Here is a 20253-nt window from a genome sequence, read left to right as displayed (position 1 = left end):
GCGGCGGATGAGCACCTACAGTTTTCGTTTGACGCCGGCGCTTATTCTTTCCTGGTAGCGAAGGAACAGCGAATCGGTCAGATCAGCCCGTTGGAGGCGGCGTAGCGCAGGAATTGCGTTACCGGCTCGTGGGCGCGGGAGCCGTAGCCGCCGGCCATAATCCAGGCCTGGGGGATAGAGCGCTGGGCCAGAAACCGGTGTACGAGCCGGTCGCGCTGGCCCAGCTGCTCCAATGTCAGCTGCAGGGGCCGTGCGCTGGGCAGCTCGTCGTGCTTGTAGGGGTCGCACCCGGCCACCACGATGGCGGCGTCCGGACCGGCGCCGTTCCAGTTGGCGTGGGTCACGCTCTCCAGCGTGTGCAGCCCTTTTTCCAGAGCAGGCAGATAGAAGGCGTCGCACCCTTCGGCCACCGGAATATCCAAGGTGGAGGGAATGCGCGCGCGGTGCAGCCGGCCGTCGGCCTCGCAGAACGGACCGTCCAGGGGCCAGCCCGAGGCCATGTGGATGGAGAGGGTGGCGGTGTCCGGGTCTTCCAGGCAGAGCGCGGCAGTGCCGTCGCCGCGGTGGGCGTCGGTGTCGATTATCCAGAACCGTTTGGCCGTGTCGGCGGCGCGTGCGGCGCGCAGGGCGGCCACGATGTCGTTGAAGGGGCAGAATCCCCGGCCCTCGCCCGCCATGCCGTGGTGCATGCCGCCCCCCAGGAAGTAGCAGAAGCGGCCCGCGTTGGCGGGGTCCAGGGCGATCGCCACGGCGCGGATGGTGCCGGCCACGTGGCGGCGGGCGCGGTCCACCAGGTCGGTCAAAGGCAGGGTGGCCGCAGCCGGGTCATAACGGTTGGGCCGGCCCTGCTCGTCGAAGAGCTCATAAACTACGTGCAGCGCTGGCGAGGGATCGTCGGAAAGGATGACGTCGAGGTACTCCGGCGTATGGACGCGGGCTAGGTCTTCGGCGCTTGCCGGCTCCAGGAGCACGGATTGCCGCGCACCGTCCAGGTGGCATTCTGTGGAAGCGGTGTCCGGCTCGGTTGTCTGGGAGCCGGGCTCCAGGAGGTCGCAGATCACGCGGGCAGCGCGGTCGCCGGGGTCGGGAATCTGGAATCCGTAGGCGGAAAAGCGGATGGCGATGTCGGGATCGTAGAGCAGCATGGGCGTCCTCCAGGGGCAAGGACGTAGCATGATCCGCGCGCAAGCTCCATCAGGAAGAGGCGAGTGTCCGGAAAAGTGGGCTGATTCTGTCCATAAATTGAGACAAAATCAGCCGCCGGCGGAGCTGTCGCTGTACAGGGTGAAGAACCCTTCCACCAGCTTGTCGATGGCGCGCTCCACCCTGTCCCAGCCCTTGTCCGAGGTCAGATCCACGCCGCCCATGCTTTTGGTGTTGCGCGAGCGCACTGCAAGGTGCTGGATGGCCACGGCCAGGATGAGCACCACCGTGGAAAGGTCGTCCTCTTCCGGCACCTCGCCGGAGAGGTGCTCGAAGAACTCCAGCGCGGTGTGCACGCGGCAGTCCTCCATGAGCTTGGTCAGCTCGTTGCGCTCCACGGCCTCCCAGGCAAGGATGTCCAGGGTTTGCGGCCGGTCCAGCAGGGCGCGCAGGCTGCGTTTGAAAAAGGCGGCCATCTGCGCGTGGGGCTCAAGAGCGCTCAGTGAAGCGGTGTCGTCGCCCAGAAGCTCGGAGGCCGGAGGCCAGAAGGCCGGACTTGCACCCAGGGATTTCACCAGGCAGCGCAATCCGCCGTACTTGCGCAGGGCCACGCCGTAGCTCACGCCTGCTTCATCGGCCACGGTCTGCAGCCGCAGCTTGTTGTAGCCGTCCCTGGCCAGCACGGCGGCGGTGGCCTCGACGAGCTTGTCCTTGGTGGTATGGGGACTGGAGATGGGGATGATCTTGGCCATGGTTCAGTGCGTCGGTATTGGTGCGGCCTTTGGGGCCGGATGCGTGATATGGACAGTGCTTCCTTGCGGCCTGCGTCCGGTTCGCGTAACTACCCGGCCATGAACCGCTTACAATCGATACGGTGGCACGAGGCGGCGTTCTTTCTCGTTCTGGCATCCTTTGCGCTGTGCGTCTCGTTGTCCGATACAGCCGAAGCGGCCACGGACAACGGTCCGGCTGCCTTTGACGGCCTGGCCTGGGGCACGCCCCTGGAGGACGTGGAAAGCGATATGGCCCCGGCGGACCGCCGCGAGGGGGCGATACAGTTCTACCGCCGCAAGGACCAGGAGTACCGCCCGGCCGGGCTCGCTCCCGTTCCCACCGTGTACGTATTCTACCAGGACGCCTTGCAGGGCGTCTACATCCAGCCGCAGTCCGCGGACGAAGCGACGACCATGCTCACCTCGCTCCGGCTGGAGTACGGCGAGGGCGAGCGCTGGACCAAGTTCGGCGTCAGCTACGTGCGCTGGCGGCTCGGACGCCTTATTGTGACACATAAGGCCGATCGCAACACAGGCAAGTTCCGCATCGCCTACATTCACTTGCCGCCGGAGGTGGCCGCCGAGGATGCGGACTCGTTCATCACCACGCTGAACAAGCCGGCCGTGAAGCGCGGCTACTGGTAGCCGATTTTATCCGGAGCGTCTGCTCCGCGCGCCTGGGGCGCGTTTGTACATCGATGCAGTAAAGAACGCCGCGAGGGGGTAACCGCCGCGGCGTTTCATTTTTCCGGAACCCTGGCTTCAGCACTTGTGGGACGAGGGGCGCAGGTAGGTGAGCACCTTTTCCAGCGCTTCCTTGGACTCCTCGGTCTCCAGCCCGGCCACCTCGCTGCGGTCCACATACTGGATGGCGCCGGTGGGGCACATGGCCACGCAGGCCGGGCCCATGCCCAGATCGCGCCGGGAGGCGCACAGGTCGCACTTGCGCACCAGGCCGCCCCTGTCCGAAAGGAACATGGCGCTGTACGGGCAGGACTGCACGCACTGGCGGGTCTCGCAGCCGCGGCAGAGCATGGGCTGCAGGACCACGGCGCCGTCGCGGTCTCGCGCCACCGCGCCCTTGGTGCACACGCGCAGACAGTGGGGCTTGTCGCAGTGGTGGCAGTACAGCGGCACCATCACGCCGTCCGGCGTACGGGTCATGTTGATGCGCGGCGCATCGTGGATAAAGCCGCAGACCGCCTCGCACGTCTCGCAGCCGATGCACTTGGAGTAGTCGATGAAGAGGGTCATACCCTCGGGCGCTGCGGTCTCGTTCTCGTCCAGCAGGGACTCGTCCACGCAGACATCGTTCTTGGGTTCAGACATGTGAAAAACGCTCCTGCGTCATCGCGGCGGCATCATAGGGCCGCCGTCGGCTGTGAACTCGTCCTCGCGGTGCAGCACCTTGAGGTCCATCCAGTTGGCCAGGCTGCGCGCGGCCATGAGACCGCTGTAGATGGCCTTGCCGATCTTGGACGGTCCGGTGAGCACGTCGCCGGCAACAAAGACATTTTCGATGGCCGTCATGTTGAGCCATTTGACCTCGCCCTTGCGGACCTTTTCCAGGCCAAGCTCCTTGGCAAAGGGCGGCGTGGGAATCTCGCCAATGGCAGTGACGGCGATCTGGCAGGGGAGGTGAACCGTCTCCGTTGAGCCGTCCGCGTTTTTGCGCGTGCACTCCACGCCGTCCACGGCGTCTTTGCCTGTGAACCGCACCGGAGTCATATTCCCCATGAACTGCATTCCGCTCTCCACAAGCTGATCTATCTCGTACTGGCCGCAGGGGGCTTCTTTGGCCGTGCGGCGGTAGACCATGGCCACGGAGGCGGCTCCCAGGTGTATGGAGCTGGAAGCCACGTCCACGGCGGAGTGGCCGGCGCCGATGACCACAATGTCGCGGCCCTTTATCTGCGGCACCTTGACCAGGGAGGTGTCGTATCGGGCGGCGCGGATGGGGAAAAGGAACTCCAGCCCGGAAAAGACGCCGGGCAGGTCCTCGCCCTCGATGCACAGCTTGCGGGAGCGCCACGAGCCGGTGCAGATGATCACGGCGTCAAAGTCCTCGACAAGCTCGCCCAATCCGTGGATATCGCAGGAGAAGTGGTCGCCTTCTTCCTCGTGCAGAGGGGCGGAGCAGCAAATTTTGGTCTTCAGGTGGAAGTTGACCCCGTACTGGTGGGAGAGCTGGCGCACACCGGCCTGGATGCGGTCCGCCGGGATGCGGTGGCTGGGGATGCCGAAGGTCATCAAGCCGCCGGCCTGGGGCAGCTTGTCGTACACGTCCACCTGGTATCCCTGGCTGGCCAGGTAGCCGGCCGCAGCCAGACCGGACGGTCCGGCACCGATCACGGCCACCTTGTGGTCCTTGGGCGGCAACGGTTCTTTACGAAGAAAGCCGAAGTCCATGGCTTCCATACTGGACATCATTACACCTCGATGATGGTACGTTGCCGGCGCGTGGGCCGGCGATTCAGGGCAAGGATATTTGACTACACTACGGGTATTTGGAAGCGGGTCAAGCAGCGGGAGCTTTTTCACAAGCTCGGCCTGGGGAGCGCCGCGTTCCCATGCCCCGGCGCCTGTCCCGAGGCCATGGCCTTGCACCGAGGCTTCCTGTCGTCGCTTCGTTCCAGGCGCACCATGTTGAATATAGGCACTGCCGTAACCTGCAGGAATCTGGTACACGGCGTTCATGGGCAGACAGGGAACAACGCAACGCCGCGGCTCTGGAGCTTCGGGCGGGCTCCACGCTTCAGTCTTTTCCGGCGCGGTGCGCGTGGCCCTGGGCACGGGGCTGGTGTTCGGCGCCGGTTTTCTCAAGGAGATCCAGGTCGCGGCGTCCTTCGGTCTGTCGGCCGGGCTGGACCTCTATCTCCTGGTCCTGGCCGTGGTGGTGCTGGGCTCCGGGCTGCTGTCCGGCGCATTCCAGATTTCATTCGTGCCGGCCTGGAGCGAGGCTGCGGCGCGGGGCGAGGAACGCCAGAGCCTGCTCTCCGCCGCCGTGACCATGGCGCTCACTGCGGGCGGCGCGTTCTGGATCACCGTCGTGGCGGCGTTGCCGGCCGTGCTGCCGCTGCTTTCCTCCTCCATGGCCCAGTCCGGGGCAGGGGAGACGCGGCAGCTCGCGTTCATCTTGGGGGCGTTGCTGGTCATCTCGCCGGTCAACGGCCTGGCGCACGGCGTGTTGCAGAGCGAGCGGCGCTTCTTCCTCTCCAGCCTGCTGCCGGCGTGCAGCCACCTGGCCGCGTTCACGGCCCTGTACCTGGCGGGCAAGGAGGCCACGGTATCGCTGCTGGCCCTGGCCGTGGTCGCCGGGCTGGCGCTGGAGACGGCGGCGTTGGCCACGCTGCTGGCCAGGCGCGGGCTGCGCCTTTTGCCGGGACGGTTCTCTGGCGCACGGGAGCGCAGGCTTCTTTCCCATGCGAGCCGGCTGGCCGTGGCCTCGGTCTTCATGTCGCTCACCATTCTGGTGGACCGCGGCATGGCCGCCGTGCTGGGCGAGGGCTCGGTGGCCGCGCTGAGCTACGGCGACCGGGTTCCGAATCTGTTCCGCGGGCTGGGCTCCGTGGCGCTGGCCACGGCCGTACTGCCCTTCTACAGCGAGCAGGCCGCCGTGCAGGACTGGCAGGGCGCACGGCGCATCCTGAACCGCTTCTCCCTGCTGGCGTTGGCCGCTGGCGTGCCGATCACCATTATCTCGGTCGTGTTCTCCAGGGAGATTATCCAGCTCCTGTTCATGCGCGGCGAGTTCGGCGCATCGGACGCGGCCCTGGTGGCCTCGGTGCAGGCGGCGTATCTGTTCCAGGTGCCGTTCAACCTGGCCGCCGCGGTGTCCATGCGGCTGCTGGCCGCGCTGGGCCGCACCGGAACCATAGCCCGGGCAACAGCCACGGCCCTGGCCCTCAACGTTGCCGGCAACCTGGTGCTCATGCAGTTCTTCGGAGTGGTGGGGATCGCCTGGTCCACATCCATCGTGAACCTCTTCATCTTTGTGGCCACGCAGGTTCTTGCGCGGCGGGTGCTTGCGGAGGAACATCCCGCCGGTCCTGGGTCGGCGGACGCCGCAGCACATATGGACGAACCGCCAGCCGGGCTTGGCGACTGACTGCTATGCCCGGGTTGCGCTGGCGTCATTACTGGCCGGATTTATGTTTTTTGGACGGGTCTTGTGCAGCGTCCGGGCGTCAGGGATATTTCGGATGGCCCAAAATACAGTTTGACTTTCCTCCCATGATGGTTGATAGAACTAAATTAGGTATAAGCAACACCCGTGGGGGGCACGGTCTGTTTGTTGGGCGGCTAGTTTTTCGAAATGGAACAGGGCGACTGAGAAGCAGTGTGCATCTAGTGCGTTGCTATTTTTTTTGTACACTTTCAAAGCATCATTTCAATCCTCCTGGAGGGAAACGTTTCATGTCCAAGAACATTTATGTTGGTAATCTTCCCTGGTCCGCTTCTGAAGACGAAGTCCGCGCAGCTTTCGAAGCCTATGGCGAGGTAAATTCCGTGAATCTCATCAACGACCGCGAGACCGGCCGCCCGCGTGGCTTCGGTTTCGTTGAGATGGATGATGCCGGCGCTGCTGAGGCCATCAAGAACCTGGACGGCAAGGATTTTGGCGGCCGCAACCTGAAAGTGAACGAGGCGCGCCCCCGCGCCGAGCGTTCCCGCTGGTAGCCCACGGCGAAAAATAGCGAGATACGCCCAACGGCGCCCGCCTCCCGCACTGGGAGGCGGGCGTTTTTTTTATTTTACCGCATAGGAAGCGTAACGTACGCTGTGCCCGACAACAAACACATCAGCACGGAGGTATTTTTGGCCCAACGCAACTACAAGTTCGAGAAGCGCCAAAACGAAATGGCAAAGAAGAAAAAGAAAAAAGAAAAAGCGCAGCGCAAGCTGGAGCGGAAGCAGGAAACAGAGAAGAATGGGACGGATGCTCCGGCTGCGGATGATGATTTTCAGGACCAGTAACGGCGCGGTCCCCCTGAGGGGCCATCAGGCGGCCGTTCCCACCCTCAGGCGTCTTGTTGCGAGACACGGCACGAACGCTGCGAGGGCCGGCGTACGGCTGTGCGGTTCGTTCGTCGAAACCGCCTTGCCGCATTCCTCCCGATCCTGCCGGGACGGATACCGGATGCAAATGAAAACACGGCCGCGACCTTCCTTGGATGGCCGCGACCGTGTGGTGCAGGTGAAGTTCGCCTGAGAAATGATCTACTCGGCGCTCTCGATCGGGTATTCAGCGCCCTTCCAGGCGAAGATGCCGCCGGGCAGGCGGTAGACGTCGGTGTAGCCCATCTTGCGCGCCCACATGGCGCCGTTGTGGCTGCGGGTGCACTTCACGAAACCGCAGTAGATGACGATGGTCTTGTCCTTGTCCGGGCCCAGGAGCTTTTCGAAATCTTCCTGGCTGCCGCTGGTCTCGGCCGCATCCCACTCGGTCATCTCCGGGATGGGGAAGACGAAGTTCAGCGCGCCCGGAATGTGCTCCTTGGCGTAGCTGTCCTTGAAGGGCATGGTGTCCACAATGACGAAATCCTTGCCCTCGTCGATCCACTTCTTCACGGTGGGCGTGTCCACTGTTTTATAGTCGCCGCGTTCAATCTCGCCGACGTACGTGACCACGGCGGCTTCCTTTTCCAGTTCCTGCTCGAACTTGTCGTTACCGAAGAGGGCGAACGCCGGGGAGGCGAACGCCACGGTTGCCATTACCAGAACGGCGAAAGTCACGATGCGTTTCATGTGATATCCTTTGTCGGGTTTGGGGTGGCTGCTTCCGTACATTTCTACAATCATTGATGTTTGGATGCGGGAACTGTCCGCCGGTTCATCATGCGCCATGACATGCAGTATCCGGCTATGCCCAGCAGGACGAAATCGCGGTACAATGATGTGCGCAGGCTGGAGAATGCCTCGGCATTCGGGTCCCCCGGACCGTAGCACCCACAGTCGATGTCCAGGCCGAGCCAGAGGCCGTAACCGAGCACGGCGATGAACACGAGGGTGAGCGCTGTGATGACGGACAGGCCGCCGCGGGCGTCCCAGAGCAGGGCAATGGCGGCCAGGACCTCGATGATGGGCAACAAAAGCGCGGCCCAATCCACCAGCGGCGCGGGCAGGATGCCGAAGGCGGCGATGGTCCCGGCAAAGGCGTCCGGGTCGGAGAGCTTGATAACGCCGGCGACAAGAAAGGCGGCGGCCAGGATAAGGCGCGCAATACGGTAGGCGAACCGTCCGTGGAGCAGGGCGTCCACGACGGCAGGTATGTTCCGCGAAGGCGGAGTCTGCTTGAGCACGCGCAAAGTCCTATCTCCCAATTTATGTTGAGGATGGGTCGTTGTCTAATATGTGCCCGAGTTGTGCAGTATGCGCCAATAGTTAATCAGAATAGATGGATGGGTATATTATTTAATTAGTCAATCCATACTATTGAGGTGAAAAATGCGAAGCAGGGTTCTTTTGGCGGTGCTAGCCGCGCTGCTGTTGACGGCCGCTGTCGCCGTGTCGCTGTGGCGGGTGCCGGCGTTGCGGCAGCTGGTGCTTCCAGAAGCGCGGAACGCGCCGTTGACGCAGCCGGAAGCTGCGCCAGCCGGATCGTCAAGTGCCGGCGAGGCGGTTCAGGGCCGTGAGGAAACAGGCGGTGGCGCTTCCAGCGTTGCGACTACCGAGGACGCCGCGAGGCCCGCGCCGTCGACGGGTATCGCACCAGAGCAGGGTGGCCGGGAGGCGTGCCCCACGCAGATGCTCGACCCCATTGCCGATTTTGCGCGCTACATTGCCGAGCGCTATGCCGAGTGGCGGCAACGCGGCGGCGTGTTCCTGCCGGCCAGGGATCTGGCCGCGCTGTACGGCCTGGACGTGTACGCCCTGCCGCAGGGGGAGCAGCCGCCGTCGCCGGGAGTCACGCCGGTGGCGTTGCAGCTTGGCTACTTCGTGGTGGGGCCGCGTTTTGTGGAGACCCTGGTCGCACAGGGCGAGGCGCTGCGGCCCGTTCAGGAGCGCGATCTGGCCGAGAGCGGCGGGGATTCAAATACACAAAGGCAAAATGTTGGGGAAAATGGTCAGGATGCCGAAACCGGAGAAGAGTGGACACGCGGCCTGCTGATGCAGACGGCGGCCAAGGCGCGGAACCTGGCGGCATGCCGGGATAGGGAATCGCAGACACAACAGCCTGGCGATGGGACGGCACAGGAGGCAGGGCGCACGGACTGCCGCTTCGCCCATGCGTTCATGCAGGGCCTGGCCGGGCCGGAGGTGGATGTCGGTCGGTTGGAGGCACAGACTGCGGCCGTGCTGCAGGATCTTGCCGGACGGCTGGAGACGCGGGCCGGAACGCTGGGACAGCAGAACGCGAAGCAGAACGGGCAGGGGGCCGCGCAGTAATCGCGCAATAACCATGCTGTGCATCCGGTCGCCGGGACCGGTTCAGTCCAGAGTGCGCACGCCCCGGCCGGGCACGCCGTGGCGCAGGCGGATGTAGGCGATGAGGCCGGACTCCCCCAGGCTGCGGCAGTCCAGGTAGTGGGAGACGTACTCCTCATAGGTGAGCCGGTGCTCGTAGATGCGGAAGCGGTGGTCGGGCTCCAGCCACTTGAGGCCGAGGATTTCCGCCAGCTGCGGGTGCACGGGCAGCTCCAGCTCCGGCTCGATGTCGGGCATGGCCGCTTCGAGCTCCGGGGTGGGCGGCTCCAGGCCCAGAAGCTCCAGCACGCCGCGGGCGATCTCAAGACAGAGCTCCCGGCCGGGGTGGTTGATTGTGGTGAAGAGCTGGCGTTCCGTGTAGCCGGCCTCAACGCGCGGAGTGAGCTTGATGTCCCAGTCGCGCTCCTTGTACCGCTCGATCTCCAGGGAACGCGCGGCCAGGGCCGGGATGTCGTGGTATCTGGAAATATCGGTGTGCAGGGCGATATGGATGACCTCTGCCTTGTTCAGGCCGCGGTCCTGCAGGTCGTTGATGAAGAAATCACTGAAGTCGATGCCTGGTTTGGACTCCCAGAACGGCCAGTACGCCTTGCACAGCAGATTGGGCATGCAGATGGCTTCGGCCAGCAAGGGCAGTTGCTGGCGCAGGGCGTCGCTGGCAAGCTCATTCCACTGCGGGCCGAGCTGCTGATGGATGAACACGGCGGCGCGGCCAAGCTCCTCCGCCGGTATGGGCTCGCGCACGAAGTTTATGTAACGGCGCAGCTCATAGCGTTCGGCAAAGCCCGGGTGGCGCTGAAGCAGCCAGAGCAGGGGATCGCCCTGGCAGTTAGCGTGAAGGATGCAGAGCTCGCGTGGCATGGCCGTACGATAGCGCAAGCCGGCGCGATGCGGAAGCAGTGTATGCGTACTTTACGCGCGTTAGGCAGAGCAAGAAGCCACATTTCGGAGCGCATCAGTCGGCAAATCCTGCGGTGGAAGCAGCCGCAATCCAGCAATACCGCGCATTGCGCCTATGGCGATCCTGGCGATGGCGCCGCAGCTCCCCTGGCAGAGGAAGAACGCAGCCGCTACTTTTGGGTGGTGATCTCGATGCGCTTGGGCGTCTTGTCTGTGGAACGCGGCAGCATCAGCTCCAGCACGCCGTCGGCGAGGTGCGCGGTAATCTTCTCGCGGTCCACATCGTCGGACAGTGTGAAGATGCGGCGATACTCGCCGCCTCCGAACTCCATATGCAGATACTTGGGCTTGGCATGCTCGGAGGGATCGGCTTTGTACGCTGTCCGTGCCGTGATGGTCAGCTCGCCCTCGTTGAGATCGATGGAGAGTGTGTCGCGAGTCACGCCCGGAACATCCATGAAGATATGGAACCCGTCGGCCATCTCGATGATGTCCGTTGCCGGGCGGTAACGGGGTAAGTCCAGAGAATCCTTTTCCTTCTTGATGAAGCTGGCTGCCATTGTCCATATCCTCCTTTAGTCTATGGCGATTTTACGCGCCTTGGACAAGGCTGTTTTGGGCATGGTGATGGAGAGTACGCCGTCGGTCAGGCTGGCCTTGATTCTGTCCGGGTCTACGGGCGTGTTGATGGCGATGAGCCGCTGGAACACGCCGGTGGGGCGTTCCTGCCGGTAGTACTTGCCTTGCGCCGGCTTGCGTTCGCCCTTGATAGAGAGGCTTGACTCCACAATGGTGACCTCGAGATCTTCGCGCGCGACACCTGGCATCTCGCATTGCACATAGATCGCAGAGTCATCCTCGCTGATGTTGACCAGAGGATAGGACGTCTGGCCGCGAGACCCGCCGGCAGGACTCCATACATCGCTCAGCAACTTGTCGATGTTCTTGTGAAAATCGTAGAAGGGGCTGAAATCGATGACCATCGTCGGACCTCCTGCAAAAAATGGAATGATACGGTGTATTGTATATTCAGATAAAAATCAGTCAATAACCTTATTCAGTCTTTTCCATGGACCGGGACAACGGCTTGCAGCATGTGTTGAGAGTAGATACATAGGAGATAGTGGAGGAAGCGCCTGGTGTTAACAACCGGGGCCGCGTTTCTGTGGACCGCTCGGTGTGGCAGAAGGCGCTCCGTCCGGATGGTGGCCAGCCCGGATGGTGCTCCACCGGTTTGCACAGACGCCGTGGGCCGTGTGGAACGAGCCGGGCGTCCGCGCCGATGCGTAACGAGCAAGCACGACGTTCCGGCCGGACCGCATCCCGGCAGCATATCGTCGGATTGAATAGAATGACCATGAACGGCTTCGAACCCTCGATGATGGATCAGGTAGCGGCGGCGCTGGAAGCGATGCAGAGCGGCGCCGAGCCCGAATCGCTGGAAGAACCCGCAGACGCCGACACGGCGACGGTTCGCGCCATCCGCGCGATCAACAAGCTGTGCGATGAGCTGGCGGGCATGCGCCTGTGCGCGCAGAATCTTTCCCGCGGCGAGCTCGGCGTGGCGTACCCGGCCGGCTGTGGGCCGAGCGTTCCCCTCAAGGGGCTTGACGCCGTGATCCGGGAGTTTGCGCAGCAGCTTGACAGCATCGCGTCCGGCAACGGGTTCACCCCGGGCGAAGTGGAGGGCGAGTACGGCCGGCTGCTGTGCGCCCTGGACGAAACGCTCAACGAGCGCCAGAGCTGCAGCGATGAGGCCCACCGCCGGCTCGACGCCCTGTTCGATACCATTCCCGGCTTCATCATCACCCTGGACCGCGATCTCATTATCACGGATATCAACGGAAACATGCTCTCTGCGTACGGCCTGAGCGATCGTCCCGAGCTCATCGGCCGTCCGTGCCACGAGGTCATCTACGGCCGGGATACACCATGCGACATGTGCATCGTCGAAGAAATGTTCCGCACGGAACGGCCTACCGAGCGTTACTCCACGGCCGAGGAAGAGGCGCGCACCGGCAAGTCGTACAGGTTCCGTGCAGGGCCTGTTCGTGACGGGTCCGGTGCGGTTGTCGGCGCCATCAAGATCGGCCTGGACATTACGGATCTCAAGGAAACGCAGCAGGCCCTGAGTGCTGCGCGTGACGAGGCCGAAAGCGCCAACCGCGTCAAAAGCGAGTTCCTGGCGAACATGAGCCACGAAATCCGCACGCCCATGAACGGCATCCTGGGCATGACAGAGCTGGTGCTCGACATGGAGCTGACCGACGAGCAGCGGGAGTATCTGGGGGCGGCGCGCGACTCCGCCGTCAACCTCATGCGCATCATCGATGACATTCTCGCACTCTCCAAGATTGAGGCGGGGAGCGCGCCCGCAATCGCCGAACCGTTCAGTCTGTCGAGCCTGCTCCGTCTGGTGTGCGATTCTTACTCCGATAAGGCCTGCGAGCGAGGAAACAGCCTGAGCTTCACCATCCACTCCAGCGTGCCGGGTCTGGTGGTCGGCGATCCGGACCATCTGCGACAGGTGCTCTCCCGGATCATCTCCAACGCCATCAAGTTCACCCGCAATGGCCGGGTGGAGGTGGAGGTACGCGCTTACGGTATTGTGGATGGCGAGCACAACCACAACGCCGAGGGCATCCACCTTCTCTTCATCGTCAGGGACACGGGCATCGGCATCGCGCCGGACAAGGTTGCCTCGATATTCGACACCTTTTCACAGGTGGACGGCTCCTTCACCCGCGAGTACAGCGGCACCGGCCTGGGGCTCTCCATTGCCCGCCGGCTGGTGCAACGCATGGGCGGGAACATCTGGGTGGAGTCGGTGGAAAACGAGGGCAGCTCTTTCTACTTCACGGTGCCCTTCGCCTCCTATTTCGACGATTCCCCGGCTTGCAATTTCAACGAGCCGTAGACTTTTTTTCGGCTCGCCATTCCCATTTGTTGCGGAAGCGGGTAGCGTAGGATTTTGAAAGTGAACGTACGTTATCAAAGCGCCGCAAGGAGCTGGCTTTATGTCAGAATCGTTAGAACATCTCATATCGCGACTGCAGCAGGAGGCTGTGCAGGAGGCCGAGTCCAAGGCCCGGGTCATTGTCTCCAACGCGCAGGAAAAAGCCGCCGCAATACTGGAGCAGGCCGAGCAGGAAAAGGCTGCGATAATTCAGAACGGCCAGGAAGAAGCCGCCGCCTATGCCGAGCGGGCCGATGCCCAGCTCCAGCAGTCGGCGCGCGATGTGCTCATCTCCGTACGCCGGGGTATTGAAAACATTTTGAAGCAGCTCGTGGCCGAGGCCGTGGATGAGGCCATGACCATCGACGTGCTCCAGCAGATGCTGGCCGGCATGGCGCAGTCCTGTGCGGATCGCTCCGGCGACCACCGCCTGGAGTTTCTGCTGAGCCCACGGGACAAGGAAAAGCTCGTGGCCTTCTTTGCCTCGCGCTACCGCGAGAAGATGGCCTCGGGCGTGAAGATTCGCGTGGACCGGGATATCGAGCAGGGCTTCAAGGTCGCGTTCAAGGAAGGCGAGGTCTACCTGGACTTCACCAACGACGCGGTGGCCGAGGCCCTCTCCCTGTACCTGCGACCGCGTCTGGCCGAGATCGTCAAGACCGCGGCAACGGGCAAAGGCGAGTCCGGCTCGTCCGGGAGCGCGTGACCATGGCCGATTACTACTATCTGCTCGCCTCCATGCCGCTGCTCACACCGGGCAAGACGCCGGCCGTGACGTCCGGGGGCTTTCTCGCTGCGGCGGTCACGGCGCTGCCGCAGCGTCTGTACGAGGTTGTGGAGCGGGTCATGCGCGAAGAAGAGAGCGCCGGGGATCATCCCTTTCTGGCCGCCGTGGCCGACACCGAGGCGCAGATCAGGAACGCGGAGGCCGAGCGCCGCGCTGAAAAGCGGGGCACTGAGCCGGGACCGCACCTGCCGTTCGCACATGTGGACCTCTCCGTAGCGCACGGCGTGGAGCAGGCGTTCCAGGCGGACAGCCCTCTGCACAGGCAACGCGAGCTCGTGGCCCTGCGCTTCGGCGCTCTCGATGACATGCTCGTGGTCAGACCATACGGCGAGGAAGCCGTGCTCGCATACGCCCTCAAGCTGCGGCTGGCGCTGCGTCTGGCGAACATCGATCCGGAAGAGGGCCGGGAAACATTTCGGGATCTGGCCGACCGCGCCGTGCGCGCCGCCATGGACGGACGGCCGAACGACGATCAGCCAAGGAGTGACGCGTGAACGGCAATGGCCCCAACGAACCACACGCCGGCAAGCCGAGCGACGAGACCGGCGAGATGAACGACCAGAGCACGGCGCCGGAGGAACCCGCCGCGCAGTCGGCCGATGCGGCGGACAACGAGGTCCTGCCCGAGGCGGAGCAGGGAGGTCCCTCGCGCTGGGAGGGCGTGCCTTCCGACGACCTTTACGCCAACGAGGCCCGCGTAGTGGGCGTCAACGGCAACCTGCTCACCGTGGAGTTCGAGCTCCCCGTGATCCAGAACGAGGTGGCCTACGCCATCCTGCGCACGCCAGAGGGTGAGCTCGACCTCAAGGCCGAGGTCATCCGGGTGCGCGGCCGCTACGCCGATCTCCAGGTCTTCGAGGACACCGGCGGTCTGGCCGTGGGCGACCGCGTGCGCTTCACGGGAGAGCTGCTTTCCGTGGAGCTGGGACCCGGCCTGCTTGCACGCATCTTTGACGGGCTCCAGAACCCCCTGGAGGACATGGCCGCGGAGCTGGGATTCTTCCTGGGCCGGGGGCGCTACTTCAAGCCGTTGGACCGGCAGAAGCTGTGGGACTTTACGCCCGTGGCCAAACCCGGTGACATGCTGCGGCCCGGCGACACCATCGGCACCGTGCCGGAGTCCGTGTTCGACCACCGCATCATGGTGCCGTTCTCCTTCGAGGCAGGCGAGGACGACGGCAACTACCGCCTGGTGGAGATCAAGCCCGCCGGTTCCTACACCGTAAACCAGAACATGGCCGTGCTGGAGGACGAACACGGCGAGCGCCGCACTATATCCATGATTCAGACGTGGCCGGTGAAGATTCCCCTGCGCGGCTACACCGAGCGGCTCAAGCCGGCCGAGCCCATGGTCACCAAGGTCCGCATCATCGACACCTTCTTCCCCGTGGCCCTGGGCGGCACGTACTGCGTGCCCGGCCCCTTTGGCGCGGGCAAGACCGTGATCCAGCAGATAACCAGCCGCCACGCCCGGGTGGACGTGGTGGTCCTGGCCGCCTGCGGCGAACGCGCCGGCGAGGTGGTGGAAACCATCCGCACCTTCCCGGAGCTGGAAGACCCGCGCACCGGCCGCTCGCTCATGGAGCGCACCTGCATCATCTGCAACACCTCCTCCATGCCCGTGGCGGCGCGCGAAGCCTCGGTCTACACGGCCGTGACCATTGCCGAGTACTACCGCCAGATGGGGCTCAACGTGCTGCTCCTGGCCGACTCCACCTCCCGCTGGGCCCAGGCACTGCGCGAGATGTCCGGCCGACTCGAAGAGATCCCCGGCGAGGAGGCGTTCCCTGCCTACCTGGAATCGGTCATCGCGTCCTTCTATGAACGCGGCGGCGTGGTCCGCCTGCGCGACGGCTCCAGAGGCTCCGTAACCATCGGCGGCACGGTCAGCCCGGCTGGCGGCAACTTCGAGGAACCAGTGACCCAGTCCACGCTCAAGGTCGTGGGCGCGTTTCACGGCCTCTCGCGGGAGCGCTCCGACGCCCGGCGCTACCCGGCCATCGAGCCCCTGGAGAGCTGGTCCAAGTATACGAGCGTGGTGGACGACAAGCAGCTGCGCACGGCCCGACAGGTGCTCGCAAAGGGCCGCGAGGTGGGCCAGATGATGAAGGTGCTGGGCGAGGAGGGCACGCCCATCGAGGACTTCATCATCTACCTCAAGTCCGAGTTTCTGGACTCGGCCTACCTGCAACAGGACGCTTACGACAAGGTGGACGGCGCCTCCGACGAGGAGCGCCAGCGCCGGATGTTCGCCTGTATGACCGAGCTTCTGGAGCGCGATTACGGCTTCGACTCCAAGGATCGGGCCCGGCGCTTCTTCCAGCGGCTCACGCAGTCCTACCGCGACTGGAACCGTGTGCCCATGGACAGGCCGGAGTTCACGAGCCTGGAGGAGAAGCTGCTGAATCGCGAGGAATTGCGAGAGGAAAAGCTCTCCGGGGAGCGGGAGCCACGTCCGGCGCAGCAGGTGGAGGAGGTGGGCGATGTTTAAGGTCTACCACCGCATCCACCAGATCGTGGGCAACGTGATCATGGTCCAGGCCGACGACGTGGCCTATGGCGAGCTCGCGCGGGTGACCTCCCGCCGGGGCGAGTCCCTGGCCCAGGTTATCCGGCTGGAGCGCGGCCGGGTCTATCTGCAGGTATTCGCCGGCTCCCGCGGCATCGCCACAGACGCCAAAGTGCGATTTCTGGGCAAGCCGTTGCAGGTGCCGTTTACCGAGAACCTGCTGGGCCGGGCCTTCACCGGCAGCGGTGTGCCGCGCGACCGCGGCCCGGAGCTGGAAGAGGAGATGATCGACATCGGCGGACCGTCCGTGAACCCGGCCAAGCGCGTCATCCCCAGCCGCATGGTGCGCACCGGCATCCCCATGATCGACATCTTCAACACCCTGGTGGAGTCGCAGAAGCTGCCCATCTTCTCCTCGGCCGGCGAGCCGTACAACCCGCTGCTGGCGCGTATCGCCCTGCAGGCCGAGGTGGACGTCATCGTGCTCGGCGGCATGGGCCTCAAGTACGACGACTACCTCTACTTCCGCGACGCCCTGGACGAGCAAGGCGCGCTCACCCGATCGGTTCTCTATGTGCATACGGCGGCCGATCCTACAGTAGAGTGTCTGCTGGTGCCGGACGTGAGCCTGGCCGTGGCCGAGCGGTTTGCCCTGGAGGGCAAGCGCGTGCTCGTGCTGCTCACGGACATGACCAACTTTGCCGACGCGCTCAAGGAGATCGCCATCACCATGGAGCAGATTCCCTCCACGCGCGGCTACCCCGGCGACCTCTACAGCCAGCTGGCCCGGCGCTATGAAAAGGCCGTGGACTTCGAAGGCGCGGGCAGCGTGACCATTCTGGCCGTGACGACCATGCCCGGCGACGACGTGACCCACCCCGTGCCGGACAACACGGGCTACATCACGGAAGGGCAGTTCTACCTCAAGAACGGCCGCATCGAGCCCTTCGGCTCTCTCTCGCGGCTCAAGCAGCAGGTGAACAGCAAGACGCGCGAGGACCACCGCACGGTGATGGACTCCATGATCCAGCTCTACGCCCAGTACAAGGAGGTGCTGGAGAAGCAGGCCATGGGCTTCCGCCTTTCGGACTGGGACCGCAAGCTCCTGAAGTACGGCGGCCGCTTCGAAAACGAGATGATGGACCTTACCGTGAACCTGCCCCTGGAAAAGGCGCTGGATCTGGGTTGGGAGATCATGGCCGACTGCTTTGACAGCGAGGAGACCGGCATCCCCACCTCCATGATCGAAAAGTTCTGGCCCGGCAGGCGCAGCGTTTGATTGGCGGACGGTAAACCATGGCCAAGATCAAGTTCACAAAAAACGAGCTCAAGAACCAGCGCGACGCCCTGGGCCGATATGAGCGATTCCTGCCTACGCTGCGGCTCAAGAAGGAGCAGCTCCAGGGCGAGGTGCGCCGGCTCTCCCGCGAGCTGCGCGATGTCCGCACCAGGATAGATGCCCTGGAGGACGAGGTGCGGCCGTGGATTGCGCTGTTCGACGATCCATATGATCTGGCGCCGTTCGCCGCCGTGGAGCGTCTGGACAAGGAAGTCGTGAACGTGGTGGGCGTGAATGTGACCGAGCTGCGGGGGGTGGTCTTTGCCGGAGCGCTGCCCGATCTGCACGACTCCCCGGCCTGGGTGGACGAGGCCGTGCAGGCCCTGCGCACACGAGTGGAGCTGGGGCTGGCCGAACGGTTCCTGACCGCCGAACGCGCGACCCTGGCCGAGGAGCTCCGCACCACCACGCAGCGCGTGAACCTTTTCGAGAAGGTCAAGATTCCAGAGACATTGGACAATATCCGGCGCATCCGCATCTTTCTGGGTGACCAGCAGACCGCGGCCGTGGCGCGCGCCAAGCTCACCAAGCGCAAAACGTCCGAGCAGTGGAGGTCCGCATGATCGTCCCCATGCGAAAGCTGGAGCTGGTGGCCACGAGCAAGAGCCGCGACGAGGCCCTGGGCGCGTTGCGCGGCCTGGGCGTGGTGCACATCGTAGCGGACAGGCCGCCTTCAAGCGAGGAGCTGGAAAAGGCGCGCGATCGTCTGGCCGGCATGCTCCAGGTGCGGGACCTGTTGCCGAAAGAGACGCAGGCGCCGCCTTCGGGAACCTCTGCCGCAGTCATAGTGGACACGCTGCTGCCGCGTATCGCCCGGCGCCGCAAGCTCATGGAGCGGCTGGATGCGTTCTATGCGGAGCGCGCGGCCCTGGCTCCGTGGGGCGAAGCCTCCCCCCAGGACATCCAGGCCCTGGAGGAAAAGGGGCTCTACGTGGGGCTGTTCTGGCGCAGCAAACGCCAGGAGCTCCAACCGCCGGAAGGCGCGGCCATGGTGGACCTCACCTCCTGCGAGCTGGGCAAGCGAAAGCAGCGAAGCTGTCCTGTGGCCATGGTCTCGCAAAAGCCCTTTACGCCCGGCAACCTGCCCAGGGACAGGAAGGGCAACGAGGTGAAGCCGCTGCCCCTGCCGCAGCGCTCGCTCCGGCAGGTAGAGGATGCAATCCACGACCTGGAGCGCAACATCGAGGCCATCGACGCGCGCACGCGCGGCTTCGAGGGCGACCGCGCCGTGCTGGAAAAGGCTGAGGTCGAGATGCGCGCGAGGGTGGAGTATCTGGAGGCGCGCCAGTCCATGGGCCGGATGGGCGATGCGCGCCGGTTGGTCTGGCTGCGCGGCTGGGTTCCGGCCGAGAGCGAGGAGTCCCTGCTCCAGGCAGCGGCGCGGCACGGCTGGGCCATACGGCTGCTGGACCCGGAGCCGGACGAGGAGCCGCCCACCTACATCCGCAACCCGCGCTGGGTGCGGCCCATCAAGACGGTATTCGAGATGATCGGCGTGGTGCCTGGTTACCGCGAGACGGACATCAGCCCGATCTTCCTGATCTTTCTTTCCATATTTTTCGCCATGCTGGTGGGCGACGCCGGGTACGGCGTGCTGTTTATCGCCATGACCATCGCCGTGCAACGGCTCGTGCGCACCGCGCCGCGACAGGTCACCAGCCTGTTGTACATCATGAGCGGGGCCACGGTGCTTTGGGGCGCGCTTACCGGCACGTGGTTCGGCATCACAAACCTGCCGGCCCCGTTGGCTGCCATGCGCGTGGATTGGCTCACCGGGCCTGAGGCGCAGGACAACGTCATTTTGTTAAGCTTCTTGCTGGGCGCGATCCATCTGACCATCGCGCACCTCTGGCGAGCCGTGCGCTACTTCCCGTCACCGCAGTTTCTGGCGCAGCTTGGCTGGGCTGGCACCACCTGGGTGATGTTCTTTGCGGCGCGCTCCATGGTGCTGCTGCGGGGCTTCCCGCCGATCATGTTCTGGGTGCTGGGCGCAGGCGCGCTGCTGGTGGTGGCGTTCATGACGCCGCTCTCCAGGATCAAGAACAACTGGTTCGAGCACGCCATGCTGCCGCTCAAGTTCATCAACAACTTTGTGGACGTGGTTTCGTACGTCCGGCTCTTCGCCGTGGGCGCTGCGTCGTTGGCCATGGCCAGGGCGTTCAACGAGATGGCGGTGGGCGGCGGTCTGGATGGCGTGTTGTCCGTGCTGCTGGCCGCGGTTGTGCTCTTCCTGGGCCACGGGCTGAACATTCTGCTGGCGGCCATGGGCGTGCTGGTGCACGGCGTGCGTCTGAACACGCTGGAGTTCGCGCAGCACATGGATCTCACCTGGTCGGGCACGCCGTACCGCCCGTTTTCAGAGCCGCGGCAGTCAGGCGGCGGCAAGGGATAATCGCGCAGGCGACAGCCCGCGCATGA

Annotated in this window: 21 protein-coding genes; 12 read left to right on the top strand and 9 right to left on the bottom strand. The window is 64.2% G+C overall.

All coding sequences use genetic code 11. The annotated features are described in order from the left end of the window. Positions 1–77: 77 nt before the first annotated feature. The gene (locus tag E8L03_RS10030; RefSeq protein ID WP_171267258.1) at positions 78–1145 is read right to left on the bottom strand and encodes an arginase family protein; all 1068 of its coding nucleotides are present in this window, start codon (positions 1143–1145) and stop codon (positions 78–80) included. Between the two features lie 108 nt (positions 1146–1253). Then, the gene (locus E8L03_RS10025) at positions 1254–1895 is read right to left on the bottom strand and encodes a TetR/AcrR family transcriptional regulator (protein ID WP_144305921.1); all 642 of its coding nucleotides are present in this window, start codon (positions 1893–1895) and stop codon (positions 1254–1256) included. Between the two features lie 48 nt (positions 1896–1943). Here E8L03_RS10025 and E8L03_RS10020 point away from each other — a divergent pair, with 48 nt between their 5' ends. Continuing rightward, the gene (locus E8L03_RS10020; protein WP_144305920.1) at positions 1944–2561 is read left to right on the top strand and encodes a hypothetical protein; all 618 of its coding nucleotides are present in this window, start codon (positions 1944–1946) and stop codon (positions 2559–2561) included. Between the two features lie 117 nt (positions 2562–2678). Here the strand turns inward: E8L03_RS10020 and E8L03_RS10015 are convergent, their stop codons facing one another. Both E8L03_RS10015 and E8L03_RS10010 read right to left on the bottom strand, forming a co-directional pair. After that, entirely contained in the window at positions 2679–3170 is a 492-nt protein-coding gene (locus E8L03_RS10015) for a 4Fe-4S dicluster domain-containing protein (protein WP_235896682.1), read from the bottom strand. Between the two features lie 93 nt (positions 3171–3263). Next, on the bottom strand, positions 3264–4334 hold the full coding sequence (locus E8L03_RS10010) for an FAD-dependent oxidoreductase (RefSeq protein WP_171268467.1): 1071 nt from the start codon (positions 4332–4334) through the stop codon (positions 3264–3266). Positions 4335–4611: 277 nt separating this feature from the next. On the opposite strand from E8L03_RS10010, the gene murJ reads away from it, so the two are divergent. The 3 genes from murJ to E8L03_RS09995 all read left to right on the top strand — a co-directional run bounded on the left by murJ (position 4612) and on the right by E8L03_RS09995 (position 6893). After that, the gene (gene murJ, locus E8L03_RS10005) at positions 4612–6024 is read left to right on the top strand and encodes a murein biosynthesis integral membrane protein MurJ (protein WP_144305918.1); all 1413 of its coding nucleotides are present in this window, start codon (positions 4612–4614) and stop codon (positions 6022–6024) included. A gap of 308 nt (positions 6025–6332) precedes the next feature. Continuing rightward, the gene (locus E8L03_RS10000) at positions 6333–6596 is read left to right on the top strand and encodes an RNA recognition motif domain-containing protein (protein ID WP_144305917.1); all 264 of its coding nucleotides are present in this window, start codon (positions 6333–6335) and stop codon (positions 6594–6596) included. A gap of 102 nt (positions 6597–6698) precedes the next feature. Beyond that, positions 6699–6893 (top strand): hypothetical protein, encoded by a 195-nt coding sequence (locus E8L03_RS09995; protein ID WP_171266202.1) that lies wholly within the window; start codon positions 6699–6701, stop codon positions 6891–6893. A gap of 243 nt (positions 6894–7136) precedes the next feature. Here E8L03_RS09995 and E8L03_RS09990 read toward each other — a convergent pair whose 3' ends face one another. After that, positions 7137–7664, bottom strand: coding sequence for a rhodanese-like domain-containing protein (locus tag E8L03_RS09990; protein ID WP_144305916.1), 528 nt, complete (start codon positions 7662–7664; stop codon positions 7137–7139). Between the two features lie 50 nt (positions 7665–7714). Next, positions 7715–8218 carry a MauE/DoxX family redox-associated membrane protein gene (locus tag E8L03_RS09985; protein ID WP_171267257.1) on the bottom strand — a complete coding sequence of 168 codons (504 nt, stop codon included), beginning with the start codon at positions 8216–8218 and terminating at the stop codon, positions 7715–7717. Positions 8219–8363: 145 nt separating this feature from the next. On the opposite strand from E8L03_RS09985, the gene E8L03_RS09980 reads away from it, so the two are divergent. Continuing rightward, positions 8364–9305 (top strand): hypothetical protein, encoded by a 942-nt coding sequence (locus tag E8L03_RS09980; RefSeq protein WP_171267256.1) that lies wholly within the window; start codon positions 8364–8366, stop codon positions 9303–9305. 42 nt (positions 9306–9347) lie between these two features. Here E8L03_RS09980 and E8L03_RS09975 read toward each other — a convergent pair whose 3' ends face one another. From E8L03_RS09975 to E8L03_RS09965, 3 genes are all read right to left on the bottom strand, one after another. After that, positions 9348–10205, bottom strand: coding sequence for a WcbI family polysaccharide biosynthesis putative acetyltransferase (locus tag E8L03_RS09975; RefSeq protein WP_144305914.1), 858 nt, complete (start codon positions 10203–10205; stop codon positions 9348–9350). Between the two features lie 209 nt (positions 10206–10414). Next, entirely contained in the window at positions 10415–10804 is a 390-nt protein-coding gene (locus E8L03_RS09970) for an Hsp20/alpha crystallin family protein (protein ID WP_144305913.1), read from the bottom strand. A gap of 15 nt (positions 10805–10819) precedes the next feature. After that, a complete protein-coding gene (locus E8L03_RS09965; protein ID WP_144305912.1) occupies positions 10820–11227 on the bottom strand; it encodes an Hsp20/alpha crystallin family protein in 408 nt (135 codons plus the stop codon). 368 nt (positions 11228–11595) lie between these two features. Here E8L03_RS09965 and E8L03_RS09960 point away from each other — a divergent pair, with 368 nt between their 5' ends. The 7 genes from E8L03_RS09960 to E8L03_RS09930 all read left to right on the top strand — a co-directional run bounded on the left by E8L03_RS09960 (position 11596) and on the right by E8L03_RS09930 (position 20227). Then, on the top strand, positions 11596–13161 hold the full coding sequence (locus E8L03_RS09960; protein WP_171267255.1) for a PAS domain-containing sensor histidine kinase: 1566 nt from the start codon (positions 11596–11598) through the stop codon (positions 13159–13161). 100 nt (positions 13162–13261) lie between these two features. After that, positions 13262–13906 (top strand): hypothetical protein, encoded by a 645-nt coding sequence (locus tag E8L03_RS09955; RefSeq protein WP_171267254.1) that lies wholly within the window; start codon positions 13262–13264, stop codon positions 13904–13906. A gap of 2 nt (positions 13907–13908) precedes the next feature. Next, positions 13909–14481 carry a DUF2764 family protein gene (locus E8L03_RS09950; protein WP_144305909.1) on the top strand — a complete coding sequence of 191 codons (573 nt, stop codon included), beginning with the start codon at positions 13909–13911 and terminating at the stop codon, positions 14479–14481. Continuing rightward, on the top strand, positions 14478–16478 hold the full coding sequence (locus E8L03_RS09945; protein ID WP_244963714.1) for a V-type ATP synthase subunit A: 2001 nt from the start codon (positions 14478–14480) through the stop codon (positions 16476–16478). Before E8L03_RS09950 ends, E8L03_RS09945 begins: the two co-directional genes overlap by 4 nt. Beyond that, positions 16471–17775 carry a V-type ATP synthase subunit B gene (locus E8L03_RS09940; protein WP_144305908.1) on the top strand — a complete coding sequence of 435 codons (1305 nt, stop codon included), beginning with the start codon at positions 16471–16473 and terminating at the stop codon, positions 17773–17775. Before E8L03_RS09945 ends, E8L03_RS09940 begins: the two co-directional genes overlap by 8 nt. A 17-nt stretch (positions 17776–17792) precedes the next feature. After that, positions 17793–18398: a V-type ATP synthase subunit D gene (locus E8L03_RS09935; RefSeq protein ID WP_171267253.1), complete on the top strand. Its 606-nt coding sequence runs from the start codon at positions 17793–17795 to the stop codon at positions 18396–18398. Then, positions 18395–20227 (top strand): V-type ATP synthase subunit I, encoded by a 1833-nt coding sequence (locus tag E8L03_RS09930; protein WP_171267252.1) that lies wholly within the window; start codon positions 18395–18397, stop codon positions 20225–20227. Before E8L03_RS09935 ends, E8L03_RS09930 begins: the two co-directional genes overlap by 4 nt. The last annotated feature ends 26 nt before the right edge of the window (positions 20228–20253 follow it).

The sequence above is a fragment of the Oceanidesulfovibrio marinus genome (genome assembly GCF_013085545.1).
GTDB lineage: Bacteria > Desulfobacterota > Desulfovibrionia > Desulfovibrionales > Desulfovibrionaceae > Oceanidesulfovibrio > Oceanidesulfovibrio marinus.
Note: the sequence above shows the minus strand (reverse complement) of the source record. Positions and strands in the feature narration are given on the sequence as shown.